Origin of the sequence: Agrobacterium sp. 22094, assembly GCF_052046015.1 — a bacterium.
GTDB classification, from domain to species: Bacteria; Pseudomonadota; Alphaproteobacteria; order Rhizobiales; family Rhizobiaceae; genus Agrobacterium; species Agrobacterium cavarae.
In genome coordinates this window covers 242257-268260 of record NZ_JBQEPX010000004.1, presented here as the reverse complement: position 1 = coordinate 268260, position 26004 = coordinate 242257, and the positions used below count along the sequence as shown (strand labels likewise).

Sequence of the window (26004 nt, the reverse complement as noted above, 5' to 3'; positions counted from 1 at the left end):
CTCTCTTTTGTAAAATCCCCCGGAAAATCAAGCCTGGTGACGCAACTGGAGGCCCAAATTGCTTGACCTTCCGACTTTAAGCTGAGACTGACGGTCAACTTAATGAGAAAGGAACAGGACCATGCGGATCAAACTTCATCAACTCGCGCCGCTTGCAGCCCTGCTCCTCAGCATGAGCGCACTACAGACCGCGGCAGATGACGCGGCTGGCTTTCCGCTCGACATCAAACATGCGCTTGGCACGACGACGATCGCGAAAAAACCAATCCGCATCGCAACGGTTGCCTGGGCCAATCACGAAGTTCCGCTTGCGCTGGGGATTGTCCCCGTCGGCATGGCGGCGGCCAATTTCGGTGACGATGACGGTGACGGTCTGCTGCCATGGGTCTCGGAGCGCCTTAAAGAGCTTAATGACAATCCGCCGCGCTTGTTCGATGAAGGTGACGGCATCGATTTCGAGGCGGTGGCCGAAACGCAACCAGATGTCATTCTCGCCGCCTATTCCGGCTTGAACAGAAACGACTACGCGACACTGAGCCAGATCGCGCCGGTGGTTGCCTATCCCCAGGCGCCGTGGTCTACCGATTGGCGCGAGACCATCCGTCTCGATAGCGCCGGTCTGGGAATGGCCACGGAAGGCGAAGCATTGATCTCGGACATCGAGAAGAAGATCGCAGCAGAGGTTGCAAAATATCCGGAGTTGATGGGCAAGTCTGCGATGTTCGTGACACATCTCGACGCAACCGATCTCAGCATTGTCAACTTCTACACATCACAGGATACACGGGTTCGCTTCTTCAAGGATCTGGGTCTCTCCATGCCCAAAAGCGTGGCTCAGGCATCGTCCAATGGCAGCTTTGCTGGCTCAATCAGTGCAGAGCAGATCGACATGTTTGACGACGTCGATATCGTCGTCACCTACGGCAATCAACAACTTGTCGAGGCAATGAAGGCCAATCCCCTTCTCGCCCGCATGCCGGCTGTCAAACACGATGCCATCGTGACTTTGGGTCGCGATCCGGTCGGCACGGCAGCCAACCCAACGCCTCTTTCCATCACCTGGGTCCTACCTGCCTATGTGGCCAAGCTGGCGGAAGCGGCGAGAAAAACGGAATGAATGCCCGCCGTATGCTGCATTTGATTCAGCAGCCGACGCCTACCCTGCCAAGTCGCACCAACCTCCTATGTCTCGTCGCGGTTCTCGTGGTCGCGACCATTGTGGCCATCCTTTCTCTTATGGTAGGGACGCGTGATGTAGCGCCGTTCGAGGTGTTGGCTGCGATTGCGGGGGACACGTCCACCCTGGATCGGGCAGCCGTGGCGACGCGAATACCGCGAACGGTGCTGGCGCTGATTGCCGGGGCGTCTCTCGGATTGGCCGGAGCCGTGATGCAGGGCATCACCCGCAACCCCTTGGCCGATCCCGGCATTCTGGGAATCAATACGGGCGCTTCTCTTGCTGTTGTCGTTGGGGTGGCCTGGTTCGGTATAAGCTCCGCTCACAGTTTCATATGGTTGGCAATTTTCGGGGCGGCAGCAACCTCCGTCTTCGTTTATTCGATCGGCTCAATGGGGCGCGGAGGCGCCACGCCTTTGAAACTGGCCTTGGCGGGCACGGCAACAGCCATCGCCTTTTCTTCGCTCGTCATCGCCATCGTTCTGCCGCGGGCAGATATCGCAGGTGGAATCCGTTCCTGGCAAATCGGCGGTGTTGGCGGGGCGACTTTCGAGCGCATGGAACCGGTTTATGGCTTTCTGATCATTGGCTTCGTGCTTTGCCTGCTCTCCGCCAGAAAGCTGAACGTGCTCGCACTTGGCGACGAACTCGCTGCCGGGCTCGGAGAAAACGTAGCCGTTGCGCGGATTACCGCGACAGTCGGCGCAGTGATACTATGCGGCGCGGCAACCGCCGTGTGCGGGCCCATAGGTTTTGTCGGTCTGGTGGTTCCACATGTCTGCCGCCTTCTGGTCGGTGTGGATTACCGCTGGCTCCTTCCATTCTCCGCACTTGGCGGCGCGATCCTTCTGACAGTGAGCGATATTGTCGGTCGCCTGGCCGCACGCCCGTCCGAACTGGAAGGGGGCGTCGTGACCGCTTTGGTTGGTGCGCCGTTCTTCATCTTCATCGTCCGTCGACAGAAGGTGAAGCAACTATGATTTATGCGTCCACCCACCCGGCTGCTGGGGGAACGATCAGAGAGAGCCGGAACCGCCACCTTCGACGTCGCCACGTGCTGCTGGCCGTCATGGCGCTGGCCATCCTCGCCGGATTTTGCTGCTCCCTCACCTTCGGCCAAACATATGTCCCTTTTTCGGATGTCATCCGCATCCTTGCGGGCGAAACCGTGCCGGGCGCAGGCTTCACTGTCGGCCAGCTGCGGCTGCCGCGCGCAGAGCTTGGTCTGGTCGCAGGTATGAGTTTCGGGTTGGGCGGAGCGGCATTTCAAACCCTCTTGCGTAATCCGCTCGCAAGCCCCGACATCATCGGCATCACGTCGGGTGCCAGTGCGGCGGCTGTCTTCTCCATCGTCATTCTCGGCATAGGCGGTCCTGCCGCCTCCGTCTTTGCTGTGGTGGCAGGGCTTGTCGTGGCACTGCTTGTCCATGGCCTCTCCTATCGCAACGGCGTCTCAGGGGCTCGGCTCATTCTTGTTGGCATCGGTGTTTCCGCCATGCTTGAGAGCATGATCGTCTATATCCTCTCACGCGCGCCTGCCTTCAGTCTTCAGGAGGCCATGCGATGGCTTACCGGAAGCCTGAATGGCGCAAAGCTCGACATGGCAGGTCCCCTGCTCCTCGCCCTTCTCATTTTTGGCAGCGTTCTTCTGGTTAAGGCACGTGATCTTGAGGTGATGCGAACCGGTGAAGACACAGCCACCGCACTTGGCGTCAACGTCTCATCAACCCGCCTTCTGGTGATCGTTTCCGCCGTGGGACTGATTGCAACAGCCACTGCCATAACCGGACCGATCGCCTTTGTTGCCTTTCTGGCAGGTCCGATTGCCGCTGGCCTATTTGGACGCCGCCATTCGATCCTCCTTCCCGCCGGACTGATTGGCGCAGCGCTGGTTCTGGCAGGTGACTTTGTCGGGCAATTTCTTTTGCCCAGCCGATATCCTGTTGGTGTCGTGACTGGCGCACTCGGGGCGCCCTACCTCATCATCCTGATCATTCGAAGCAACCGCCAAGGAGCTGCCTCATGACTGATCCCCGCCTCGAGGCCGCAAACTTGTCCGCCGGCTATGGTGAGAAGCAGATATTGAAGGGTCTGGACCTGGCTATTCCTTCCCGCCAGATAACTGCCGTTGTTGGGGCAAACGCCTGCGGGAAGTCCACGCTGCTCAAGGCCCTTTCGCGCCTCATCGCGCCGCAACAGGGCGAGGTACTTCTCGACGGGCGTGCCATCCACCGGCTGCCAACGAAAGAGCTTGCACAGCGGCTAGGGCTTTTGCCGCAATCACCCATTACACCCGAAGGCATTACGGTCATGGATCTGGTCAGCCGGGGACGGCATCCCCATCATGGTCTTTTCGCGTCCTGGACCAAAGATGACGACCGCGCCGTCGCCGATGCGCTGGTGGCAACGCAAACCCTGGAACTGGCAGACCGACCCGTCGATGAATTGTCTGGCGGCCAAAGGCAGCGAGTCTGGATTGCGATGGCACTCGCGCAGCAGACCGAAGTGCTGCTGCTGGATGAGCCGACCACATTTCTGGATGTGAGCCATCAGATCGATGTCCTCGACCTCTTGACCGACCTGAACCGGACGCGTGGCACGACCATCGTGATGGTCCTTCACGATCTCAACCTCGCTGCGCGTTACGCGGACCACCTTGTCGCCATGCTGGAAGGGCGGCCTTTCGTGGCAGGCCCGCCCCAAACTGTGCTGACGCAGGATCTGGTTCGAAACGTCTTCGGACTGGAGAGCCAGATCCTTCTCGATCCAACATCAGGCCGACCGATGATGCTCCCGATCGGTCGCCATCATATGCAGGCCCGTCACGTTCCATTTATGCAGGCAAGATCATGAACACACTACTCCTCTCCACCCTTTCCGGTGTCGCCTACCCCGCTGACGTCAACGCAATGCTTGCCGAGATTTGCGAGCACTTCGTTGAGCACTCCGACGTCGTTTCATCGCAGCAAGGCGCCTCCCTTAGATCTGAGGATTGGGCGATCGATGTAACCACCGCCGATGAGCGGTTGATGATCGAAATTCGAACAGAGAACGACCAGATGCTCGCGGCAACACGCACGATGTTTGCCGAGCACCTGTTCTATTTCGCCGGCGATGAACCGTTCACTCTCGAATGGTCAATACCAGCGCCAAAGGTTCGCCCACCCGGCTTTCACGAGGCAACGGTTGTCGGTTCCCAGATTGTTACGCCGCGCATGCGGCGGGTCATTCTGGCGGTAGACGATGTAACCCCGTTTGTCGGTGGCGACATGCATGTGCGTGTGCTCGTTCCGCCCGTCGGCCGGGTACCGGTTTGGCCAAAGCTGCAGGAAAACGGCCGCATTGGCTGGCCAGAAGGCGAAGACGAACTTCTTGTGCGCGTCTATACGATACGCTCGGTGGATCAAGAGGCCAACCACGTCAGCATCGACTTTCTCCAGCATCCGAAGCCTGGCGTTGCTACCCCCGGCGCCGACTTTGCGCGAGACGTAGAAGCTGGGCAACGGGTGGCGCTGATGGGTCCGGGAGGTGGCAGTTTGCCGGCATCGAAGTCTATCCTCTTTGCTGGCGATGAAACCGCCCTGCCAGCAATCGCAAGGATGGTGGAGGAAGCACCGGTTGGTACCACGATAAAGGCGATCATCGAAGTCGAGGATGCCGGGGAAGAGCAAGCGATCGGCCACGGTGAACCAGTTTCAGTCGAATGGCTGCATCGGTCTAACTATCCGCAAAAAGGCAGCGGAAGCCTTGTCGAGCGATTGAAAGCGGAAATAGATCAAACCTCGCGGGAGACATTCGTTTGGTTTGCCGGCGAGAAATCGGATGTTCGAACTATCAAGCGCTATCTTGCTGAGAAGGACCGTGACCGGAAGCAGCAATACGTTGCGTGGTACTGGCGCAACGAGGATTGACGGCGATATCGAACGAAAAGATGCTGCGCCCGTCACCCTCATGCGTAAAGCCCGTTTGGGGCAACGCCACGGGCCTAACATCCAGGTCTGCTAAAACGTAAGAAATCCGCCGGGATACGATAGCCGTACTCCAGTGGCGATGTTACAAATGCCCGGAAAAGCATCGGAAATTGGACGCGTTATGCCCTGGCTTCTTCCTGAGGATGGTATCGACCCTTACCGGACGAGAGTGATTGTTTTTGGAGTGGCCCGACGCTTGAAAACCTATCGCTCCGGCACCCATGGCAAAACGCAATTGCTCGTCAGCAACAATGCGGGGTGTTCAAACCGAAAGTCCGGGCGATGAAGATTTTGGTTGCAGAAGACGATGAGACGATGGCGGGATATATCCGCAAAGGTCTCATCGAACAGGGGTTCTCGGTCGATTGGGTGAGCGACGGTCGCGAAGCGCTGACCTATTGCCTCTACAACAGCTGCGATCTTGCAATCGTCGACAGGATGATGCCTGGCCTCGACGGGCTTTCTGTGGTCAAGGCGCTCAGAGCGTCAAAAAGTTCGCTGCCGGTCATTTTTTTGACTGCGGTCTCCGACCTCGAAGACAAGGTAGAGGGGCTGATGGCAGGTGGTGACGACTATATCGTCAAACCGTTTCACTTTTCTGAGCTTCTCGCCCGCATTCATGCCTTGTCTCGGCGTCCGAAAGAGAACAGCCAGAAGACGGAGCTCATTTGCCACGATCTCAAGCTTGACCTTCTCAAACGCGTTGCGGTTCGCCAGGGGCAAGTCATCGATCTGCAGAACAAGGAATTCGCACTGCTCGAACTCCTGATGGAAGCGGAGGGCCGGGTCGTGAGCAAGACGATGATCCTGGAAAAAATCTGGGATTTTTCCTTCGATCCGGGAACGACGGTCGTGGAGACCCATATCAGTAAGCTGCGCCAGAAGATCGACAAGCCCTTCGATACAGCGTTGATCCAAACCGTCCGCAACATGGGATACCGGATACGTGCGCCTCACTGATCTTATGTCCGGTAGTTCCTTTCGGACCTCAGCCAAGGTCGCGATAGGCGTTCTTGTTCTCATGAGCCTTGGCGGGACGCTCTTCATCGGATCGGTGACCAAGACCCTGCGCGATGCCACCGAGCAGCAGACCCTGGAGGAGGTTGTCCTTCTGAGCGACGTCTACTCCGCGGAGGGACGCGACGGCTTGGTGAAGGCAATCGGTACGCTGAGCAACCTTGTCAGCAGCCAGGACCGCATCTCCGCAGTCTATGATAAAAACGGGGTCAACCTGGCAGGTGCCGATCTCACCATGCCGGACTTCATCGGTGTCCGCGACACCACGCTGCAATCCCTCTCGACCCGAGGGAGCGAAGGCCATTTTGTGGTATCGGTCCAGAAGTTTAACGATGCAACGCTTGTGGTCGGCCGAAATCTCAAGGCCGTGGACGAGATGCGCGTTTACATGATTGCCGGCCTCGTGGTCATGACCTTGCTGTTGACCTTCGGAACATTGGTTCTGGGTCTGTTGGCAAGCAGTAAGAGTTTTTCGAAACTGAGGTCGATCGAAGGCGTTCTCGGGCGCGTTGCAAGCGGCGAATCGGATGCGCGCGTACCGATCGTGGAGAGAAAGGATCAGATCGACCGCATCTCCATTCAGATCAACGCGAACCTTGATGTGCTATCCCGACTGATGGCGAGCATGCGCGCGACAACGACTGCGATCGCCCACGATCTGAAAACCCCGCTCGCCCGCGTCGGGCTTTTGCTGAACGATGCGCTCGACGCAATCGAGGCCGGCCGCGATCCGCACCCGCAAGTCGAGCGCGCACTCAACGAGACCGGGTCGCTTAACGAGATCATCGACACAATTCTCCGCATCACCCGCATCCGCGCCGGTTCGCCGCGCAAGGACATGCAGTTGAACGACCTTCGCGGTCTGGTCGAAAATACGCTCGAATTCTTCGCACCGCTCGCACAGGAGAACGGGCAAACGCTCGAATTTAAGGTCGGGGAAACCGAAGAATACCTGCTTTTGTGCGACAAGAGCATGGTGCAGCAGATGCTCGCCAACATTGTTGGAAATGCCATCGTGCATGGAGGCTCCGGCATTTCGATCCGGGTTCGTCTTCAGGACAGGCCTGAGACGATCGACCTCATCGTTGAGGACACTGGCGGCGGCATCCCCGCCGGTCAGCGCAACGAGGTCTTCGATCTGTTCAAACGGCTCGACAGCGCCCGCAGCAAGCCGGGCAGCGGTCTCGGCCTTGCACTCGTCAAGGCGGTCGCCGACCACCATCAAGCCGTCATCACGCTTTCCGCGACCGATCCCGGCTCCGTTGATCATCCTGGCTTGCGCGTCACCGTCTCGTTCCCCAAGCGCCAACTTCAACAATAATTATAGAACGCGGCAAGCTGCCTCAAACTGCGTCGCTTAGTGTCTTAGCTGTTCATCGACTTCGGGAAATGAACCGTGAAAGCAAGAGCCGACTCGGGCCGTCCATGCTGGAAGAACTGCTCCCTCTTCAGCATATCCCGCGGAGATTGCACTGCAAGCTTACGTCGCCCAAGTGGCGAACGGAGGCTTTGTAGCTGCCCCTCGCCGGTTTCTTGCTTCCATCGAAGTCTTGACTCTGAAACCGCGGCGCCTCGGCAAAAGGCCGGGCCCGAATGCGAGGCACTCTGATGACCATGAATACACTTCGAACCGCAGCCCGCTCGAACAACGCCCTTGTCGATGCGCTCCGCGACCAAATGAACAAACGTATTGTCGGCCAGGAGACGTTCATCGACAGTTTGCTTCTCGGCCTGTTCGGTGATGGACATATTCTGCTGGAAGGCGCACCGGGCCTTGCCAAGACAAAGGCCGTCAACACCTTGGCGGAGCTTATCGAAGGCGAGCCGTGCCGTGTCCAGTTTACCCCGGACCTGCTTCCCAGCGACCTGACGGGAACCGAGATATATCGCCCGGAAAAGGGAACCTTCGAATTCCATCCCGGTCCTCTGTTTCACAACCTGATCCTTGCCGACGAGATCAACCGCGCACCCGCCAAGGTGCAGTCGGCGCTCCTGGAAGCCATGGCCGAACGCCAGGTCACCGTTGCCGGTAAGACCTACCGTCTACCGCAACTCTTTATGGTGATGGCAACCCAGAACCCGATTGAACAGGAAGGCACTTATCCGCTACCGGAAGCTCAGCTCGACCGTTTCATGCTGCATGTCAAGATCGACTTTCCCTCTCCGGAAGCCGAGCGAGAGGTCCTGCGGATCGTACGCGGCGAGGCCATGGCCGAAACTGTGAAGTCTACCTTCCGGGTGTCTCAACGGGAAATCTTCGAGGCCCGGCAGGCGGCTCTGAAAACCCATGTCTCGGATGCGCTGACCGACTACATCATTCAGCTGATCCAGGCGACCCGTCGTCCCCAGATGTACGGCGCCGACCTTGCGCATCAGATTTCCTATGGCGCTTCGCCCCGCTCGACCATCGCTCTCGACCGTTGCGCGCGCGTGCACGCCTGGATGAATGGTCAGGATTTCGCCACTCCGTCCGACGTGCAGGCCGTCCTGCATGACGTACTGCGTCACCGCATCATCTTGAGCTTTGAGGCCGAAGCGGAAGGCAAAACCGCCGACGCCTTCATCGATGCCCTGATCGACAGGGTTCCTGTTGCTTGAACAGTCGGGAGACCGTCATGACAGACCAAGACCTCAAAGGCATTGTCGCGACCCTGCCCGAACTTGTTCGGGTGCGGCCACAGCGCGGCTTGACCGGCTTTGCACCATCCGGTCGCGTCGCGACCCATCAATGGGGTGCCAACCGCTCCGTTTATCGCGGCCGCGGTATGGAATTTGCCGAAAGCCGTCTGTACCAGCCGGGCGACGACGTAAAATCCATCGACTGGCGGGTCACTGCTCGCACGGGCCAAACCCACACAAAGCTCTTCCAGGAGGAGCGGGAGAGGCCAATCGTCATTCTGACCGACATGCGCGCGATGATGCAGTTCGGCACCAGAAACCGATTCAAATCCAATCTGGCAGCCGAAGTGGCTGCCATGATGGCCTGGACCGGACATGACGGCGGCGATCGTGTCGGCGGCCTTGTGATGACGCGCGACGGTCTGCGGGACTTTCCCGCGGCCAGAACGCGGCGCTCGGTGCTTGGACTTCTGGAAGCGCTGTCGGAAGAAACCCGACTCGAGCGGCCTTTGGGCACGGAGGCGACCCTGGCGAACGCCCTGCGCCGTCTGCGTCACCGCAATCGGCCAGGAACTCTGGCTTTCGTTATCAGCGACTTCTCCGATTTTGGTGACGAAGCGGAGACCGAGCTCCGGCATCTGGCGGTGAATGCTCATGTGACCAACATCCACGTCAGCGATCCCTTCGATGCCGCTCTACCACCGCGCGGTGGACGCCTTACCGATGGCGAACATGCCTTGGCCGTCTCGGCGCTTGGCGGACGTAAACTCGAACGCTACGCGCATGAATTCGAGGTGCGCAAAGAGCGGCTGGAAACCGTCAGCCGGCACCACGGCATGGTGTGCCATTTCCTGCAGACACCGGATGATCCCTCCTGGATCCTCCATCCGCATCTCAACCGGAGTATGGCAGCATGAGCACGCAACTCACTCCACAAATGCAGGCTGAGCTTGCTCAGCTTCGCGACATTCATCTGCCTCAGCCAATCGGCTGGTGGCCGCTTGCGCCGGGTTGGTGGGCCCTCATCGCCCTTGTCTGCATCCTTAGCGTGGTCGCCCTCGTCTGGAGCCTGATGCGCCGCAAGAGCGCTCGTTTTCTGGCACTTCGCGAGCTTGAGGCGATCAAGCCTGACAAGCCGAACGAATTTCTTACGCAGATCTCTTCCCTGCTGCGACGGGTTGCCCGCCGCCGCTCGGCCGGGGCCGATGTTTTGACCGGCGAGGCGTGGAGCGCGTTTTTGATGGAAGGCAAATACGGAATGAGCAGCAACAGTGCGACGCTTCTGGCCACCGGTCCCTACGGTCCGCCGGCCAATGAGAATTTCGAACCGGAGGCGCTGCGCGCCGAGACCGCCACCTGGATCAGGAGGAACGGATGATTACCTTTCTCTGGGCATTTGCCTTTCTACTGCTGCCGCTGCCCTTTGTGCTGCGCTATTTCCTCAAACCCGCTGACAAGGGATTGGGCGGTGCATTGAAAGTGCCGTTCTTTGCCAGCCTGTCGCGGGACCTGGGAGGTCGGGCAGACCGCACCTCGACATCGTGGTGGAAGCTCGCTGCTGCTTCGCTTGTCTGGTTGCTGATGGTGACGGCACTCGCCCGTCCGGCCTATGTCGGACCGGAAGTGCCGCTACCTGCCGAAGGACGCGACATCATGATGGCTATCGACCTTTCCGGTTCCATGGCCGAGCAGGATTTCGCCGTCGGTGGCAGGCCCACCACCCGCCTCAACGTGGTCAAGGATGCGGCTGATGCTTTCATTAAAAGCCGCAAGGGTGACCGCGTTGGCCTGGTCCTCTTTTCGGATCGCGCCTATCTGCAAGCGCCTCTGACATTTGATCGGGAGGCCGTCCGCAAGCTTCTCGATGAGGCCCAGGTCGGGCTGACCGGTCAGCAGACGGCAATTGGCGACGCCATCGCGGTGTCCTTGAACCGTCTGAAGGACAGACCTGCCGAAGGACGTGTTCTCGTTCTCCTGACGGACGGCGCGAACAACAGAGGCGAAATGGACCCAATCCGGGCGGCCGAACTCGCCAAGAAACTGGGTATCCGCATCTACACGATCGGCGTGGGCGGAGCTCCGATGGCCGTCGACACCGCGATGGGTCGCCAGATGGTCACATCTTCTGACCTTGACGAAGGCGCCCTGCGCAAGATCGCGGACCTGACCGGCGGCCAATATTTCCGGGCGACGGACGTCAACGGCTTGGCTCAGGTCTACCGGTCCATCGACAAGCTTGAGCCGATCGGCGCCGACCCGGTGCATGTTCGCCCCGAAATCGCCCTCTATTTCTGGCCGGCCGGTCTCGCTCTCCTCATCGCCGCCCTTTCCGTGCTGATCGCTACGGTTCCGGCCTTCATCACAAACCGCCCTTTGTACAAGGGTCCCGTAGACAAGGAAGCCTGACATGGAAACCAAACTGTTCCACTTCATGCGCCCGGAATGGTTCTGGGCACTGATCCCGGCGGGCCTTCTTCTGTGGCTCGTCATGCGGTCCCGCAAGAATGCCACCGGCGGCAACTGGGGCAAATATGTCGATGCGCACCTGCTCCGGTACTTGGCGATGAGCGGCGCAACAGCCCGCGCATCGCGCTTCCTGCCATCGGTGGCAGCGGCCATGCTGGTCGTCCTGGTCACGGCGCTTGCAGGGCCGACCTGGCAGAAGGCTGAGGTTCCCTCCTTTACCGGTGGAGAGCCCGTGGTTGCGGTTCTCAGCCTGGCGCAATCGATGAATTCAGACGATTTGTCGCCGAGCCGCTTGCGCAGTGCGGTCCACAAGTTGCGCGACGTCCTCGCCCGTACAGAAGGCGATGAGCGCGCACTGGTCATCTATTCGGACATCCCCTTCGTCGCCGCACCTCTGACAAGCGACAACAAAGTGATTTCTCAGATGATCCCCGACCTTTCCACCAAACTGATGCCCGTACTGGGCGACAGGCCGGATCTTGCCATCTCGGAGGCAGTCTCCGTCTTGAAGGGAGCGAATGCAACGCGGGGTAAAATCGTGCTGCTCGCCGATAATGCCGGTGATGCGGCAGCAACTGAAAAGGCAGCAGCCGATGCACGCAAAGCCGGTTATACCGTCTCGGTTCTCGGCGTCGGCACAGAAAAGGGAGCCACGTTACAGACGGCAGGCGGTCAGGCCATTACCGATCGCTCCGGCGAAAAAGTAACGACGTCGCTTGATGCGGAAACTCTTGGCGCAGTCGCCAAAGCCGGTGGTGGTGTCTACTCTAGCGTGACCGCAAACAGCACCGATTTGGACCGCATCCTGCCGAAGACCGAAAAGGCTGAAGCCGCGGGCAAAGCTCAGGACTTCAAAGCCGACAGCTGGGTCGACATGGGGTACTGGCTCCTGATCTTGCCGGTCCTGCTTCTGCCCTTTGCCTTCCGGCGCGGCCTGGTCTTCGCCATCGGATTGATCGTATGCCTGAATTTCGTGCCGGGCCTTTCGACACGGCAGGCCCATGCAGGGACCTGGCAGGACCTATGGTCGACCTCCGACCAGCAAGGCAAGAAGGCTTTCGCATCAGGAGATTTCAACACGGCATCTGGCAAGTTCGAGACACCCTCCTGGCGTGGCACTGCAGCCTACCGCGCGGGTGACTACGCGGCAGCGGCTCAGGACTTTTCCGAGAGTGCTTACAATCGCGGCAATGCGCTTGCAAAATCCGGCCAGCTGAAGGAGGCGCTTGGCGCATATGACCAGGCGCTGGCTGCCAACCCTCATGATGCGGACACGAAGCACAATCGTGATCTCGTCCAGAAGCTGATCGACGATCAGAAAAAGCAGGAACAGGAGAAAAACAAGCAGCAGCAGCAATCTGGCCAAGGCGACAAAAAGGACCAACAGCAACAGTCTGGTGGCAGTGGTCAAAAGCAGGACCAACGGCAATCGCAGGGTCAGTCCGGCCAGCAGGATCAAAAAGATCAGCAGTCCGGTTCGCAAGGCCAGCAGCAGCAACAGAGTGCCGGTGGCCAACAGGAGCAAAAACCGGCTTCGGAGAATTCCCAGCAACAAAACGGCGGACAATCCGGCCAGAAAAATAAAAAGGACCAACAGCAGCAGGCAGGTGGCTCCGGCAATAAGGACCAGCAACAGCAATCCGCTAGCAACGGTCAAAAACAGGATCAGCAGCAATCTCAGGGTCAGTCCGGAAAGCAGGACCAGCAGCAGGCCTCTGAAAAGTCGCAGAAACAGAAAGACGGACAATCCGGCCAATCGGGCGATCAACAGCAGTCTGCCGCTCAGCCGGGTCAGGAAAACAGCTCGCAGGAAGGCGCCAACCAGCAAAGCGCGTCGAAAGGTGAACAACCCAAAGACCAGGCATCGGCCAAAGCGTCAAAACCCTCCGATCAGGCGAAAGCCGGCCAGTCTCCGAAGGCTGAAGCAGAAAAGGCCAAGGATCAAAATGCCGGTGCTGGCCAGCAACAGATGCAGGACGCCTCTGCGACCGAGCCGAAGGGTAAGGACAGTGGTAGCGAGCAGGCAGGCCAGCAGCAAGACAAGACCGGTCCTGAGGGGCTCGCCCAGGCGGACCAGGCGGCACAGGAGGCTGCCAAGGCCCGTCAGCAGGCAAGCGCTTCCGACAACCAAAGCGGACAAGCCGGCAAGGAAAGTGAAAACCCTCTTTCGAAAATGCTGTCCAGTGTCCTGGAAGGCAATGGCACCGACAAGGGCGGCGAGCGGGTAAAGGCCTCCGTACCCGGGGCTACGGTCGTCGATCAGGCAGTCGAGCAACAGTTGCGCGAAGTTCCTGACGATCCGTCCGGCCTGCTGCGTGCCCGTATTCGTCAACACTACGCCCAGCTTCGGTCTGGCTCCAACTAAGAGGAAGCAGAACTATGAATTTCAATAGCCTCAAGACCACAGTCAGCGCTGCTGCTCTTTCGATTGCGCTTGCCGTTCCTGCCTTCGCCGCAGGGCTATCCGCCCGCGTGGACAGCGGCACGGTGGCGCAACGCGACACGTTTCAGCTGACGCTGACGACCAACGGCCAGGCGGATGCAAGCCCGGACCTTACGCCTCTGCAGAAGGATTTTGAAGTCCTGGGCACATCGCAGTCCTCGTCGACGCAAATCATCAACGGAAAGCGGTCCCAAAGCGAAAGCTGGATCGTGTCCCTGTCACCGAAGTCGATGGGCACACTGGAAATTCCCGCAATAACCGCGGGAAGCCTGAGCAGCTCACCGGTCGCTATCAAGGTGGTGGATGCGGGCTCCATGCCCAAAGCCACCGGCACCTCGGCAATCGACCTTTCCGCAAGCCTCAAGGACGGCAGCCCCTTCCTGTTTCAGGAAACACCGCTGACCGTGCGGATCGAGACCAGCGCGCCGATAAAGAGCGCCGAACTCGTTGCACCGCAATCAAGCGCATTCGAACTCGTTCAACGCGGAGAAGACAGGGTGAGCCAGGCCACCCGGAATGGGCAGACGGTGTACGTCATCGAGCGCACCTATATGCTCAAGCCCCAGGAAAAGGGTGCAATCGAAATTCCCCCCTTCGTCCTGCGCGGCTCGGTCGCGGACCCTTCAGCGCGGGGCCGCGATCCCTTCGCAGACTTCCAGGGCTTCCCCTCGTCCATGTTCAACGACATGTTCGACAGCGGAAAACCGTTTGCCGTCCGCTCCGAACCGATCAAACTGACGGTACGCGCAGATCCCAACGCCGCCTCCGGGCAGCACCAGTGGTTCCTGCCCGCCAAGAACGTCAAGCTGACCGCCAAATGGTCTCCCGAACACCCGGTCTTCAGGGAAGGAGAAGCGGTAACCCGGCGCGTCAGCTTGCTGGCGCTTGGTGCGAGCACAGTTCAGCTTCCCGACCTGTCCTTCGAAAACACGGATGGCGCGCGCATTTATCTTGATGACACGCAGACGGGCGAGGATCAAACGGCTGACGGCACCGTGGCTAGAAAGGATTTTCTCGTATCCGTCGTGCCAACCCGTGGTGGTGAGATAACGCTACCGGAGATCAAGGTGAACTGGACCGACAGTGTCTCGGGAGAAGCAAAGACGGCCACTCTGCCAAGCGAGGTCATCAAGGCCGAGGGAACGATACCACCTGCCAACCAAACCGCGGTGGCGCAAAAAGCCGCACCTGCCTCTCCGGTCAAGCCGCAAGGACATCCGGAAAGCACTGAGGTCTTGCCCGCCTATATGATTGCAGGACTGGCGGCCGCCGCAATTCTGGCGGCACTCGGCGGCGTTGCCCTTTATTTCAGACGAAAGCAGCACGCCAATGAAAGCCTCCGAAAGCCCGTCGCGGCCAATACGTCCAAGCAGGAAGAGCGTCCGGACACGTCTTCCGACCGTCGCAAGCAACTGGCTTTGGCAATCAGCAAGGGGAAATCCGGCGATCTGCGCGGATCCTACGGCTGTGTTCTCGCCTGGCGCCGGCTGGCCGGTGGTGACCCTGCCATGACGGATGCAGCCAGAGAGGCAATTGCCGCTTTGGAAAAAGCCGCCTTCGCCCCTGTGGCAGAAGCCGCAGTGGCGAAAACTCACGATTGGCTTAACGTCCTTGCAAGGGAAGACCGCAAGATCGGCAATACGCAGGGCAAGACCTCGTCGAAGCTACCGTCGCTCTATCCGGCCTGAGGCATGACGACCGGTGCCCGCCGGGAACGGCGAGCCCCAGATGGTATGCGATAGCGGAGCATTGCATCCTATAGCATCGGCGCGAAAACCGAACTCGATCTTCGGATAAGCACGATGCGTAGGTTGAAAGAGTTGGAGCGCCGTGCGTCCAGAAGGATGCACGTCGCTCCAAGAGTTTCGAGAACAGGCCAAAAACGTCGCGCTCCGGGATGATGACCCCGCCACCGACCAACTTCGAGAGGAAGCTGAGCCGGGGCCGCTCCAGTCGAGATGTATCGGTGGACGGATGATCAAGGAAAGGCTTTAACCGAAGCTTGCTTGCTGGAGGGAATTGTGATCAGCGTCACACACACGATTCCGTCCCCCGGTTTTAGCCAGGTACAGAGCCCGGTCGGCTTGACGACAAACTTCTGACAGCCCCGCCCGTTGACGAGATGCCCTCGCGATCCCGACGCTGATGGTCACTTTAATTTCCGAGGCAATCGCTGGAAAATGCAAGTCCGCAACCGTCTTTCGAATTCGCTCTGCGTGGAGCTTGGCGTCACCAACCTCTGCTGGAAGGAAAATAACAAACTCTTCGCCGCCTTGGCGTGCCAGCAAAGCTGAAGACGGCGTGGTCGACTGGATCGCCTGGGCCATCATGACGAGAACCTGATCACCCGCAGCATGCCCAAAATGATCGTTCAATTGCTTAAAGTGATCTATGTCGAGAAAGAGGATGGCGTCCCCTTCCTGAAGACTGCTCGGCACGATCTCGCCAAACGCACGACGGTTGTAGAGACCGGTCAGTGGATCGCGATTGGCCAACTGTCTGATCTCGGTCTGCTGACGCTCGCTAATGAAAATCACGATCGAAACTGCTAAGACGAATTTGGAAATGATCATCAGAGAAAATCCGTCGACAACTCCCAGTATCGGGAATGTGTTGAAGCAGAACTCGATGGCCATCGTTAACGAGAGAAGACTGGTAGCCGCAAGCGTCCCTGCAACCAATTTTCGGATAGGCAGCGGTTCACGACGAGCGTCGCGCATGACGACCACTGCCGTCGCAGCAAATGCCAGAAATCCCAAGGACGTAAAGGTTACGGCCCGGTAGGTATTATTCAAATGAAATTGCGTGACGAGACCTGCAAACAGGATCCCAAGCATAGGCACGAAGACAAGCCAGGGATGGAATTTCCTTTTCGGCTTGCTGACGAGAACAAAGGCTGCACTCAGCAGGCAATACCCGAGAACGGCACAGGCTATATTTATGAGGCTGAGAACGCCATAGAGAGCCGGATGAAGCTCAGCATATCCCGCAAGCGTAGAGCCTGCTGCCAGAATTAAAAAGCTTACAGCGAGCAGTCCAACGCCTCGTTCCCCAGAGAAGCTTAGTCGCAAGTATCCTAGGGTCACGGCACCCGCGATGTAAGACGTCTTCTGGAGGAAAAGAACAGTCGGAAGATCTAGTTCGGTAGCCATTCAACACCACAATTTTATCTTGCAGCACTCCTACTCAAGATTGCTTAATCTTTTGCGAAAGCCTTGGAGCGTGGGAATTCGACGCATTCAGCGCGGCAGTGAGGCTTGAAGCAGGTCGCGCAAAAGTGGTCACTGGCTTTGCGATAACGACATGCGAAAAAATAAGGCCTGAATCGAAAACAGCTGATATGAAAGATCGCGACGCGCTTCCGACGAACCGCGAACGCTGTGCTAAGGGTCACCAGCAACACCAAAATATGATAAGGGTCGGCGGTCCGCCCACGAAGACCGGTTCAAGGCGGATCAAAACGAGCCGAGTGCATCGTTGCTCACGCGACGAGCGGATTGACTTTCCTTTCGCGCGCCCGCCCCACGCGTTTCGTGACGCGTATCGCAACAGCATCTCCGTCCGAAAGAGCGCCCCGGACAGCGTGAGTGATGCCTGTCGCAACGAAGTCGGCGTCGATGTCCTCTGCCGCTAGCGGACTTTCTCTGTCACCATCGGTCGCTGGCATGACGATCCCTACCCGCAAAGATGGCTTCTGACGCTTGAGACGGCGTACAGCTTGGCGGGCATGAGCCCTCGACCCTGCGTTCAGAAATGCGATGACGACGGTGTCGATCCCTGAGAGGGGAAGCAGGTTTATGGTCGTACCGCTGACCATGGAATGCTCGGCTTGGGAAACCGTCGCCCCCTGGATAGCAAGAGCTTGCGCAATCATCGAAGCGGCAGCGTCGTCCATCGCGCCCCTGCCGCCAATGCAGAGGACCGATTTCCTCTTGGTTTCCGTCGTTGCGGGATTCTCAGTTGCCTCGACCTGTGCAGCCTCGTCTGGCACTGACACATCGCGTTCGGCCTCTTCCTCGATGGCGATCTCAGCCAGATTGCCGATCAGTGTCTGGGTCGTGGACGCAAATAGGGCAATCTGCGCTTCCGTCATCACACCCCGCTGGCGATCCAACTCACCGAGTTTCAGAGCCGGAAATCCGACTTGCTCGTAGTAATCGAGGAGGTACTCGTCTTCGAGGAAATCTTCGGCGTTATCGGTCGCCTCGTTTGGGTCTCCCGCAAGAAGTCTCTGATAGAGCTTCTCCTGTGGCTGCAGGACGGGCTCGTTCCCCAGAAGAACGTCGAGGAAGCTGAACTGTGGGACATGGCGCCCGAGCACGACGAGGCAGACGGTAAGAGGAGTGGATAGCATCAACCCGACTGGTCCCCAGAGCCATGACCAAAAGATCGCTGAAACAATGATCGCGAGTGGGGACAGACCGGTATGGCTACCATAAAGCCAAGGCTCGACGACGTTGTTGCTGACGAGTTCCGTTATGATGAAGAGTGCTGCCACCCATGCGACGAGAGACCATCCGGGCGCGATCGCCAGCGCCAGGAAAAGCGGGAGGATCATGCCAATCACCGGGCCGATATAGGGAACGAACCGCAGAACGAGCGTTAGCAGTCCCCAGAGGATAGCGTTGGGAATGCCAAGCACCCACAGTCCGATCGCGATGGGAAGGGCATAAAGCGCGTTTACGACAAGCTGCATCAGGAGGTATTTGCCAACCCGCTTGCCCGCGTCCTGCAGCGCTGCCGTTGTCCGGTGCAGATCGCCCAGCCCGACAAGACGGATGAACCTATCGCGCAACTCCTCACGCTCCAGCAGCATGAAGATGACGAGGACGATGACGAGACCAGCTGTCGCGAACGGGCTGATCAGCGGCAGGATAAAGTTGCCGAGCGTTTGCACCGGATTGGAGCGCGTAATGATTTCAACTGGCATCGGTTCGCGTTTGGACGTTTGTACCGCGGCACCCTCTTTGCTCTCCTCGGCATTGTCCTGCATTTCCAAGCCGATGCGTTCAACGACTTTGCTGATATGTTCGAGCACGCCGCTGCCGGACCCAGCCTGGCTCAGTGCCTGTACCTTCGCGACGATATTGCGCTGATAGGTCGGAACGTTGTCTGCCAGATTGGCCACCTGTCCCGCGACGATGAAGCCGAAAGCCGCAATCACCAGGAAGGCGCTTGCCACCGCCATGAGGACGGCGGCGATCTTCGGGACGCGACGCTTGCGCAGAAAGCTAACGATCGGAGCAAGCGTGAAAGTCAGCAGCAGGGCAAGCGCGAGGGGAATGAACACATCCTGCCCGACATACAGAATGACCGCGACGCCGATCAGCACAACGATTGTCCGACCAGAAAGGGTTGGCACCTTGAGAGCACCCGATCCACTCGAGATTGCCCCTCCTGCGATTGCGTTTCTCTCGATACCGCTCACAAATTCCCCCACGCGCTGAAAGTATTGCCGTGACTTCCGGCCAGCAGGTAAATGCATCAGCGACGAAACTGATCGGGCGATGGAGAAATAAATTACAGCCAGAGTAAAACCACGTTTTCATACCGTTTCTAGAGCGGAGGTTGCTGGCATTCGCGAGACCAGAGTTCACTTTGGTGAAACCTTCGGGCGGAAGGGCAGTCAGCCTGGCAAGTTTGATTTTTCGACTGAACGAACTGCCAGCGAACGCACCCTTGCACAAAGACGGTCCCGTCTCGATATAAACTTCGCCCCGCTCTCCGCGTCTCCTCCTCAGTCCACGGGATCGACTTCATGCAAAAATCGCTTCACCTGACCGCCTTCATGCGTCCCGTCAGCCTTCATACCGGCGCCTGGCGCTATCCTGGTGCTTGGGCGGATGCCAACTTCAACTTCAGCCATCTGAAATCCTTCGCGCAGGCATTGGAGCGAGCGAAGTTCGATGCTTTCTTCATGGCGGATCATCTGGCAGTGCTCAACATGCCTGTGGAAGCCTTGAGGCGTAGCCACACGGTAACGTCTTTCGAGCCGTTCACCCTCTTATCGGCATTGGCAGCCGTCACGGACAGGATCGGTCTTGCGGCAACCGCCTCGACGACCTTCGACGAGCCTTACCATGTTGCCCGCCGGTTCGCCTCCCTGGACCATATCAGTGGTGGACGCGCCGCGTGGAACATCGTCACGACCTCCAACCCCGACGCCGCTCGCAATTTTGGCCTGTCCGATCATGTGGAGCATGGCGAACGCTACAAGCGTGCCCGCGAATTTTTCGATGTTGTCACAGGACTGTGGGACAGTTTTGCCGACGACGCGATGATCCGCGATCAGGAAAGCGGCATCTTCTTCGATCCGGACAAGATGCATGTGCTGGATCACGAAGGAGAAGAATTCAGCGTGCGCGGCCCGCTGAACATTGCCCGACCGGTCCAGGGTTGGCCGGTCATCGTCCAGGCGGGCCAGTCGGAACCCGGCAAGCAACTGGCGGCAGAAACGGCCGAAGTCGTCTTCGCAGCACCCCGTGATTTTGAGACCGCCAAGGCGCTCTATGCCGACATCAAGGGCCGCATGCCCACCGTTGGTCGCGACCCCGCGCATTTGAAAATTCTTCCCGCCGCAATGATCGTGATCGGCGACAGCGTGGAAGACGCAAAAGCCAAGCGTGCCAGGCTCGATAGCCTTGTGCATTACGAAAGCGCGATCGCCTCCCTCTCCATCGCGCTTGGCCACGATGCTTCCGGCTTCGATCCCGACGCCCCTCTGCCTGAAATCCCCGAAACCAATGCCAGCAAGAGCGGACGTGCGCAGGTGCTGCGGCTTGCCGAGCAGGAAAAACTGACGGTGCGGCAACTGGCACAACGCTACGGCGGCTATGCGGGACTGGCCTTCATCGGCACACCGAAGACGATTGCCGACGAGATGGAAACATGGCTTGCCGAAGAGGCGGCGGACGGTTTTACCTGCGTCTTCCCCTTTCTGCCGCAAGGCCTGCAGGACGTGACGGAGAAGTTGGTGCCGGAATTGCAACGACGCGGTCTGTTCCGCACCGACTACGAAGGCACGACCTTGCGCGAGCACCTTGGCTTGCCGCGGCCAGCCAATCGTTTCTTTGCGTAACCTCCTGGGCCGCTTTCGGACAGTCGTTTCGTGAGGGCGCCCTCGTGGAACAAGCGGGCAGCGAAGACGGTCTGCCCATTCAATGTCGCGCATGCCAGCGCGATGAAAGCCTATTAACTCATGGGCGCTACGGTTGATGAGGTGAACTGGGTTCCCTTCCATATCTTCGATGCATCGGCATCTGGAAAGAGCAGCCGCAGGTGACCGATGATTTGACCAGCGCGCGGATCTGAAAGACGGTAGAGAACCGCTTTCGCCTGTCTCGCTCCCACGATAATTCCAGCGTCCCTCAACTCGCCAATCTGCTGCGACAAGGTCGGTTGATGCACGTCAAGAATCTCTTCTAGTTCACCAACGGTGCGCGCGCCTTCCATCAAGACACACAGGATGGACAGGCGTACCGGGTTGGACATGGCTTTCAAAAAATCGGAGGCCGCACCGATCGCGCGGCATTTCACCTTCGGTGGGTGCGGTCTACGTTCAGTCCTATGGCTGGACTCTTGCATGCTCACTCTCCTCGCTCCCAATCTTAGAAAAATTTTCCGTTCGCCCCTCTGGGAAGAGGGTTGGATTCCTCGCGCCCTTCACTCTATCATTATATAAATTTGTATAAAGAAGATCAATAAGGGGACGCATTTTGGTTTTCAGGATCGGTCATCATCCGAATAACCTCCATCTCACCTTGGCCTCTCGCTGGCCGGGCGCATTTTCAACCATGAAACCGGAGTTCGTCGCCTATGCTGAAGGCCGAGAGACCGGCGCGCGGCTGGCGCGGGGTGAGTTCGATATCAGCGGCACCGGGTCGACGCCGCCGATCCTCGCAAAAGCATCGGGGCTTCCTGTCATCTATGCGGCTGCATCTGCGCCACGGCCGACGAATGGTGCGATCCTCATCTCGAAAACCAGCGACATCAATGCGGTCGCGGATTTGAAAGGCAAGCCGATCGCCCTCGTCGATGGCTCCTTCTTGAGCTATCTTCTGGCTAAGCAACTCGAAGAGATCGGACTGCGCCTGACGGACACCATTCGCCAGGATATGTCGCCCGGTGAATCTCTTGCGGCGTTGCGCGATAACGCCGTCGCGGCTTGGGTTGCGATGACCCCGCATCTGGAGCAGGTTCTCGTCAGCGGCGAATTTACCGTTCTTGCGCGATGCGGGACCCTTATTCCCAATCGCTCAACCTTCTGGACGATCGAAAATCGCGGACTGACCGAGACAACCCTAGAGGACTTCACTGGCGAGTTGAAACGTCTCGGCAGAGAGATCGCCAACGATCCGGAAAAGGCCGCCGAGCTTCTGTCCGCCTCTGGCGAAGAGGCTGAACGGCGCGCATGGACCCGCGTGGTTTCCGAGCGGAACTGGCAGGTGGATGGAGCCGACCAGGCGCTGCTGCGCGAACAGCAGGAAGAGGCCGACACGCTCTTTCACCACGGCGACCTTGATACGAAACTGACTATCTATCCGGTGGATAAGGGAGATCTCTGACATGAACGTGCTCTGGTACATGTGCGCGCCCGATGGCGCTTATCCCTGGAAGCCGGAAGGCTCCCGCACTATCGACTATGGCTATTACAAGCAGCTCGCACAGGCCTATGACCATCTGGGCTTTACCGGTGCTCTATTCGCCACGGGTGCGCATGACGTTTGGCCGCTCGCCAGCGCTCTCCTGCCCTACACAGAGCGAATGAAGTTCCTCGTCGCATTTCATCCCGGCCTGATCGCGCCCACCCTTCTTGCAAAGATGGCTGCGACATTTCAGGAGTTTTCGAACGGCCGGTTGATGCTCAATGTTGTCTCCGGCGATGCCAAGATGCTGGGTGCCTATGGCATGATGCTGCCGCATGACGAGCGCTATGCGATGGCCGATGAGTATCTTGCCATCTGGCACCGGCTGATGGCGGGCGAGAGCGTCACTCACAAAGGCAAGTATTTCCAGACGGAAGGGGCCAAGCTGGCACTGCCAGCAGGCACCTCCATCCAGCCGCCGCCGCTCTGGTTTGGCGGGTCTTCGGACAGCGCGATGGACGTCGCAGCCAAGCACGTCGAAACCTATCTTTCCTGGGGCGAGACACCCGAGCAGATGGGGGAGAAGGTTCAACGGGTCAAGGCAAAGGCTGCCGAGTACGGACGAGAGCTCACCTACGGGATCCGCCTCTACGTCATCGTCCGCAAAACCGATGAAAAGGCCTGGGAGGCCGCGGCCGACCTCTACGATGAGATGGACGACGCGGCGATCGCGGCAAACCAACGTTTCGTCTCCAACACGGACTCGGTCGGCCAGCAGCGTATGAGCGCCATGCATGGCGGCATCAAGCCTGCCAATCTGCGCGATCTGGAGATTGCCCCCAACCTGTGGGCAGGTGTGGGCCTCGTTCGTCCAGGTCCAGGCACGGCCATTGTTGGTTCTCCCGACACAGTGATCCGCACGCTCGAAGCCTACCAGAAAATCGGCGTCGATACCTTCATTCTATCGGGCATGCCCCTGCTTGAAGAGGCCTATCGCTTCGGCGAACTGGTACTACCGCGCCTTCCCGTGGCGCGCGTGACACCGGAACGCAAGCATTTCACATGGTCCACCCTGTTCGACCGGGACCTCAGCGGAAAGCCTGCCAATGTCTGACACAATGGCATCAGCGCAAGACAAGCGGCAACGGGCCGACCAATCCGCCAGGCCGAGGAATGCAGACGGCCGGCTATGGACGATCGGCGCCCGTATCGCATCTCCGATTGCGCTCATCGTCATATGGCAAGTTGCCAGCACCGTCGGTCTGTTGTCCCCGCGCATACTTGCAGCCCCGAGCGATATCGTCGCGACGGCGGTTCGTCTGATCGAGTCCGGAGAACTTATCACAGGGATTGCTGTTTCTTTTTTGCGCGTCGTGGCCGGGTTCTCGATCGCGGTCTTCGTCGGCATCACGCTTGCGCTTGTTTCCGGCCTCTCACGGCTCGGTGAAGCTGTCATCGATCCGCCGATCCAGATGCTGAAAGCCATGCCTTTCCTCGGCCTTCTTCCGCTTTTCATTCTCTGGTTCGGTATCGGCGAAGCGCCCAAGATCGGTCTCGTTGCCTTCGGCGCAATCTTTCCGATCTATCTGACGCTGCATGGCGGCATCCGCGGCATCGACAGGAAGCTCATAGAAGCGGGCCAAACACTCGATCTCGGCACCGCTGGCATTATCCGCCACATCATCATTCCAGGCGCGCTGCCGTCGCTTCTGGTCGGCATCCGCTACGGGCTGAGCGTCGCCTGGCTCAGCCTTGTGGTCGGCGAGCAGATCAATGCCTCGAGCGGCCTCGGCTACATCATCACCTATGCACGCGATTTCCTGCAAACCGACGTCATCGTCGTCTGCCTGCTGGTTTACGCGATGATGGGTCTTTTGACGGATGGACTGGTGCGGATGATCGAAGCTTATGCACTACGCTGGCGCCCGCAGGTGATCGCATGAGCAATCTTGTCGACATCAGACAGCTTCATCGCTCCTTTGGCGGACCGGCCATCCTGGACGGCATCGACCTGACCATCGCGCCGGGTGAATTCGTTGCGCTTCTGGGTCGCAGTGGATCGGGAAAATCGACGCTGCTGAGGGTGCTATCAGGCCTTGACGCCGCTCCTGCAGAAAGATTGGAGATTCCCTCAAGGCGTTCGGTGGTGTTTCAGGAGCCTCGACTGCTTCCGTGGAAAAGCGTCATGGATAATGTCGCGCTCGGCGTGAAGACGCCGGACTCCCGTTCGCGCGCCAGCCAGGCATTGGCGGATGTCGCGCTGTCTCACCGGCAAGATGCATGGCCTCTCACCTTGTCGGGAGGCGAAGCACAGCGGGCAGCGCTGGCGCGTGCCTTGGTGCGCGAGCCCGCTCTTCTTCTTCTCGATGAACCCTTCGCGGCCCTTGATGCGCTGACCAGATTGCGCATGCACGATCTGGTTTTTGAACTGTGGCGCAAGCACAAGCCCGCCGTGTTGCTCGTCACCCATGATGTATGGGAAGCCGTCGCGCTTGCCGATCGCATTCTTGTTCTCGATCAGGGGCGTATCGCGCGCGAAATCCGCATCGATGCTCCCCATCCTCGGCGCCGAAGCGATCCTCAACTGACGCTTGTCGAAACAGAGCTCCTGCAAGAGCTAGGCGTCGAACCGTCCCATGCCTGAAGCCAAACCTCACTCCCTAGCCGAAGCGGCAGACTGGATATTATGATGTTTACCAAGCGAAAGTTGTTATCCGCCCTCGTTGTAGCAGCGTCGGTGACGGGCCTTATCCCTGCGGCTCAGGCAGCAGACCAAACGATCCGCATCGGCTGGCTTCGCGGGCCGAACGATATTACCTTGGCCAAGTCGCGCGGCACCTTGGAAAAAGCGCTCGCCGAAAAGGGCATTAAAGTGGAGTGGGCTGGCCCCTTCCCCGCAGCAGCTCCCGCTTTCGAAGCGCTCAACGCTGGCAGCATCGACATCACGGCAGGTAGCTCGACATCGGCGATTGCCGCCTTGTCGGCTAAAATTCCGCTGGTCATTTTCGCCTACCAGAAAATGTCTCCGGGTGCTGAAGGCATCGTGGTGAAAAAGGACTCCGGCATCGCCTCGATCAAGGATCTTGCCGGCAAGAAGGTCGCCGTCAATAGGGGTGGCACCGGTGAATATCTTCTGATGCAGGGTCTGCAGACCAATGGTGTCGACCCGAAAAGCGTCGAGCGTGTGTATTTGAGCCCAAGCGATAGCGGGCCGAGCTTCACCCAGGGTCACGTCGATGCCTGGGCGACATGGGACCCATTCCTGACCATCGCGGAAACCGCCTATGATGGGAAGGTGGTTGCCGATGGGGCGGCGATCAAGTCGGACAATGCCGTCGTTCTGGTTGCCAGCGAGGAGTTTGCCACGTCGAAGGCAGACCAACTCCAGCTCGTCTTCGATGTTATCAAGTCCGAGAACGCCTGGGCCGTCGCCAATAAGGAAGAAGCTGGCACGGTGTGGGTCAAGGAGATGAATGTCCCGAGCAATCTAGCGGCAAAAATTGGCGAGAACAACGCCGTGCCCACCACGTCCGTGACCGATGCGGACGTCAAACAGATTGGAGCCGTCGCTGAATGGTATGCCAAAAGCGGCATCATTCCAGCACTTCCGAATGTTAAGGACAGCGTCATTTCTCTCAAATGACGGCCGGCGGTAAGTGAGCCGCGTCTGTCGCGGCTCTTTCCATGAAATCCCAAATTCCGGGCGACCACCTTTAGGCGTGACGC

22 protein-coding genes are annotated in these 26004 nt (G+C 58.8%); 19 read left to right on the top strand and 3 right to left on the bottom strand.

Going from position 1 to position 26004, the window contains the following annotated elements; genetic code table 11:
• Positions 1-121: 121 nt before the first annotated feature.
• The 13 genes from ACTJK5_RS18245 to ACTJK5_RS18185 all read left to right on the top strand — a co-directional run bounded on the left by ACTJK5_RS18245 (position 122) and on the right by ACTJK5_RS18185 (position 15381).
• On the top strand, positions 122-1117 hold the full coding sequence (locus ACTJK5_RS18245) for an iron-siderophore ABC transporter substrate-binding protein (RefSeq protein ID WP_440612954.1): 996 nt from the start codon (positions 122-124) through the stop codon (positions 1115-1117).
• Entirely contained in the window at positions 1114-2157 is a 1044-nt protein-coding gene (locus ACTJK5_RS18240; RefSeq protein ID WP_440612953.1) for a FecCD family ABC transporter permease, read from the top strand. The genes ACTJK5_RS18245 and ACTJK5_RS18240 overlap by 4 nt, the downstream gene beginning before the upstream one ends.
• On the top strand, positions 2154-3203 hold the full coding sequence (locus ACTJK5_RS18235; RefSeq protein ID WP_440612952.1) for a FecCD family ABC transporter permease: 1050 nt from the start codon (positions 2154-2156) through the stop codon (positions 3201-3203). The genes ACTJK5_RS18240 and ACTJK5_RS18235 overlap by 4 nt, the downstream gene beginning before the upstream one ends.
• Entirely contained in the window at positions 3200-4030 is an 831-nt protein-coding gene (locus ACTJK5_RS18230; protein WP_062426834.1) for an ABC transporter ATP-binding protein, read from the top strand. Before ACTJK5_RS18235 ends, ACTJK5_RS18230 begins: the two co-directional genes overlap by 4 nt.
• Entirely contained in the window at positions 4027-5088 is a 1062-nt protein-coding gene (locus tag ACTJK5_RS18225; RefSeq protein WP_440612951.1) for a DUF2218 domain-containing protein, read from the top strand. The genes ACTJK5_RS18230 and ACTJK5_RS18225 overlap by 4 nt, the downstream gene beginning before the upstream one ends.
• 342 nt (positions 5089-5430) lie before the next feature.
• Positions 5431-6108, top strand: a complete 678-nt coding sequence (locus ACTJK5_RS18220) for a response regulator transcription factor (protein ID WP_062597858.1) — start codon at positions 5431-5433, stop codon at positions 6106-6108.
• Positions 6109-6169: 61 nt separating this feature from the next.
• Positions 6170-7486, top strand: a complete 1317-nt coding sequence (locus ACTJK5_RS18215; RefSeq protein WP_440612950.1) for a sensor histidine kinase — start codon at positions 6170-6172, stop codon at positions 7484-7486.
• 287 nt (positions 7487-7773) lie between these two features.
• Positions 7774-8763: an AAA family ATPase gene (locus ACTJK5_RS18210; protein ID WP_425532490.1), complete on the top strand. Its 990-nt coding sequence runs from the start codon at positions 7774-7776 to the stop codon at positions 8761-8763.
• Between the two features lie 17 nt (positions 8764-8780).
• Complete coding sequence (locus tag ACTJK5_RS18205) at positions 8781-9701, top strand: DUF58 domain-containing protein (RefSeq protein ID WP_440612949.1); 921 nt, start codon at positions 8781-8783, stop codon at positions 9699-9701.
• Complete coding sequence (locus ACTJK5_RS18200) at positions 9698-10162, top strand: DUF4381 domain-containing protein (RefSeq protein WP_153312444.1); 465 nt, start codon at positions 9698-9700, stop codon at positions 10160-10162. Before ACTJK5_RS18205 ends, ACTJK5_RS18200 begins: the two co-directional genes overlap by 4 nt.
• Positions 10159-11190, top strand: coding sequence for a vWA domain-containing protein (locus ACTJK5_RS18195; RefSeq protein ID WP_062426828.1), 1032 nt, complete (start codon positions 10159-10161; stop codon positions 11188-11190). The genes ACTJK5_RS18200 and ACTJK5_RS18195 overlap by 4 nt, the downstream gene beginning before the upstream one ends.
• A gap of 1 nt (position 11191) precedes the next feature.
• Complete coding sequence (locus tag ACTJK5_RS18190; protein ID WP_440612948.1) at positions 11192-13615, top strand: VWA domain-containing protein; 2424 nt, start codon at positions 11192-11194, stop codon at positions 13613-13615.
• Positions 13616-13629: 14 nt separating this feature from the next.
• Entirely contained in the window at positions 13630-15381 is a 1752-nt protein-coding gene (locus tag ACTJK5_RS18185; RefSeq protein ID WP_440612947.1) for a BatD family protein, read from the top strand.
• Positions 15382-15684: 303 nt separating this feature from the next.
• Here the strand turns inward: ACTJK5_RS18185 and ACTJK5_RS18180 are convergent, their stop codons facing one another.
• Both ACTJK5_RS18180 and ACTJK5_RS18175 read right to left on the bottom strand, forming a co-directional pair.
• Positions 15685-16845, bottom strand: coding sequence for a GGDEF domain-containing protein (locus tag ACTJK5_RS18180; protein ID WP_440612946.1), 1161 nt, complete (start codon positions 16843-16845; stop codon positions 15685-15687).
• Between the two features lie 329 nt (positions 16846-17174).
• Complete coding sequence (locus tag ACTJK5_RS18175) at positions 17175-19178, bottom strand: AI-2E family transporter (RefSeq protein WP_440612945.1); 2004 nt, start codon at positions 19176-19178, stop codon at positions 17175-17177.
• Positions 19179-19451: 273 nt separating this feature from the next.
• Between ACTJK5_RS18175 and ACTJK5_RS18170 the strand changes: the two genes are divergently transcribed.
• A complete protein-coding gene (locus ACTJK5_RS18170) occupies positions 19452-20771 on the top strand; it encodes an LLM class flavin-dependent oxidoreductase (RefSeq protein WP_274102825.1) in 1320 nt (439 codons plus the stop codon).
• Between the two features lie 113 nt (positions 20772-20884).
• On the opposite strand, the gene ACTJK5_RS18165 is transcribed toward ACTJK5_RS18170, so the two are convergent.
• Complete coding sequence (locus tag ACTJK5_RS18165; RefSeq protein ID WP_082478978.1) at positions 20885-21277, bottom strand: metalloregulator ArsR/SmtB family transcription factor; 393 nt, start codon at positions 21275-21277, stop codon at positions 20885-20887.
• A gap of 209 nt (positions 21278-21486) precedes the next feature.
• Here ACTJK5_RS18165 and ACTJK5_RS18160 point away from each other — a divergent pair, with 209 nt between their 5' ends.
• The 5 genes from ACTJK5_RS18160 to ACTJK5_RS18140 are packed head-to-tail and all read left to right on the top strand — an operon-like array spanning position 21487 to position 25921.
• Complete coding sequence (locus ACTJK5_RS18160) at positions 21487-22257, top strand: ABC transporter substrate-binding protein (protein WP_144622215.1); 771 nt, start codon at positions 21487-21489, stop codon at positions 22255-22257.
• A gap of 1 nt (position 22258) precedes the next feature.
• Positions 22259-23392, top strand: coding sequence for an LLM class flavin-dependent oxidoreductase (locus ACTJK5_RS18155; protein WP_440612944.1), 1134 nt, complete (start codon positions 22259-22261; stop codon positions 23390-23392).
• On the top strand, positions 23385-24221 hold the full coding sequence (locus ACTJK5_RS18150; RefSeq protein WP_440612943.1) for an ABC transporter permease: 837 nt from the start codon (positions 23385-23387) through the stop codon (positions 24219-24221). The genes ACTJK5_RS18155 and ACTJK5_RS18150 overlap by 8 nt, the downstream gene beginning before the upstream one ends.
• Positions 24218-24922 carry an ABC transporter ATP-binding protein gene (locus ACTJK5_RS18145; RefSeq protein WP_112956375.1) on the top strand — a complete coding sequence of 235 codons (705 nt, stop codon included), beginning with the start codon at positions 24218-24220 and terminating at the stop codon, positions 24920-24922. The genes ACTJK5_RS18150 and ACTJK5_RS18145 overlap by 4 nt, the downstream gene beginning before the upstream one ends.
• A 45-nt stretch (positions 24923-24967) precedes the next feature.
• Positions 24968-25921: an aliphatic sulfonate ABC transporter substrate-binding protein gene (locus ACTJK5_RS18140; protein ID WP_113175651.1), complete on the top strand. Its 954-nt coding sequence runs from the start codon at positions 24968-24970 to the stop codon at positions 25919-25921.
• Positions 25922-26004 lie beyond the last annotated feature (83 nt).

What these genes read in the sequence shown, in the direction of transcription:
- ACTJK5_RS18245 (WP_440612954.1), top strand. Translation starts at nt 122, where the DNA reads ATGCGGATCAAACTTCATCAACTCGCGCCGCTTGCAGCCCTGCTCCTC.
- ACTJK5_RS18165 (WP_082478978.1), bottom strand. Translation starts at nt 21,277, where the DNA reads ATGCAAGAGTCCAGCCATAGGACTGAACGTAGACCGCACCCACCGAAG.
- ACTJK5_RS18230 (WP_062426834.1), top strand. Translation starts at nt 3,200, where the DNA reads ATGACTGATCCCCGCCTCGAGGCCGCAAACTTGTCCGCCGGCTATGGT.
- ACTJK5_RS18200 (WP_153312444.1), top strand. Translation starts at nt 9,698, where the DNA reads ATGAGCACGCAACTCACTCCACAAATGCAGGCTGAGCTTGCTCAGCTT.
- ACTJK5_RS18190 (WP_440612948.1), top strand. Translation starts at nt 11,192, where the DNA reads ATGGAAACCAAACTGTTCCACTTCATGCGCCCGGAATGGTTCTGGGCA.
- ACTJK5_RS18150 (WP_440612943.1), top strand. Translation starts at nt 23,385, where the DNA reads ATGTCTGACACAATGGCATCAGCGCAAGACAAGCGGCAACGGGCCGAC.
- ACTJK5_RS18155 (WP_440612944.1), top strand. Translation starts at nt 22,259, where the DNA reads ATGAACGTGCTCTGGTACATGTGCGCGCCCGATGGCGCTTATCCCTGG.
- ACTJK5_RS18215 (WP_440612950.1), top strand. Translation starts at nt 6,170, where the DNA reads ATGAGCCTTGGCGGGACGCTCTTCATCGGATCGGTGACCAAGACCCTG.
- ACTJK5_RS18240 (WP_440612953.1), top strand. Translation starts at nt 1,114, where the DNA reads ATGAATGCCCGCCGTATGCTGCATTTGATTCAGCAGCCGACGCCTACC.
- ACTJK5_RS18235 (WP_440612952.1), top strand. Translation starts at nt 2,154, where the DNA reads ATGATTTATGCGTCCACCCACCCGGCTGCTGGGGGAACGATCAGAGAG.
- ACTJK5_RS18160 (WP_144622215.1), top strand. Translation starts at nt 21,487, where the DNA reads ATGAAACCGGAGTTCGTCGCCTATGCTGAAGGCCGAGAGACCGGCGCG.
- ACTJK5_RS18225 (WP_440612951.1), top strand. Translation starts at nt 4,027, where the DNA reads ATGAACACACTACTCCTCTCCACCCTTTCCGGTGTCGCCTACCCCGCT.
- ACTJK5_RS18205 (WP_440612949.1), top strand. Translation starts at nt 8,781, where the DNA reads ATGACAGACCAAGACCTCAAAGGCATTGTCGCGACCCTGCCCGAACTT.
- ACTJK5_RS18170 (WP_274102825.1), top strand. Translation starts at nt 19,452, where the DNA reads ATGCAAAAATCGCTTCACCTGACCGCCTTCATGCGTCCCGTCAGCCTT.
- ACTJK5_RS18180 (WP_440612946.1), bottom strand. Translation starts at nt 16,845, where the DNA reads ATGGCTACCGAACTAGATCTTCCGACTGTTCTTTTCCTCCAGAAGACG.
- ACTJK5_RS18140 (WP_113175651.1), top strand. Translation starts at nt 24,968, where the DNA reads ATGTTTACCAAGCGAAAGTTGTTATCCGCCCTCGTTGTAGCAGCGTCG.
- ACTJK5_RS18210 (WP_425532490.1), top strand. Translation starts at nt 7,774, where the DNA reads ATGACCATGAATACACTTCGAACCGCAGCCCGCTCGAACAACGCCCTT.
- ACTJK5_RS18185 (WP_440612947.1), top strand. Translation starts at nt 13,630, where the DNA reads ATGAATTTCAATAGCCTCAAGACCACAGTCAGCGCTGCTGCTCTTTCG.
- ACTJK5_RS18145 (WP_112956375.1), top strand. Translation starts at nt 24,218, where the DNA reads ATGAGCAATCTTGTCGACATCAGACAGCTTCATCGCTCCTTTGGCGGA.
- ACTJK5_RS18220 (WP_062597858.1), top strand. Translation starts at nt 5,431, where the DNA reads ATGAAGATTTTGGTTGCAGAAGACGATGAGACGATGGCGGGATATATC.
- ACTJK5_RS18195 (WP_062426828.1), top strand. Translation starts at nt 10,159, where the DNA reads ATGATTACCTTTCTCTGGGCATTTGCCTTTCTACTGCTGCCGCTGCCC.
- ACTJK5_RS18175 (WP_440612945.1), bottom strand. Translation starts at nt 19,178, where the DNA reads ATGCATTTACCTGCTGGCCGGAAGTCACGGCAATACTTTCAGCGCGTG.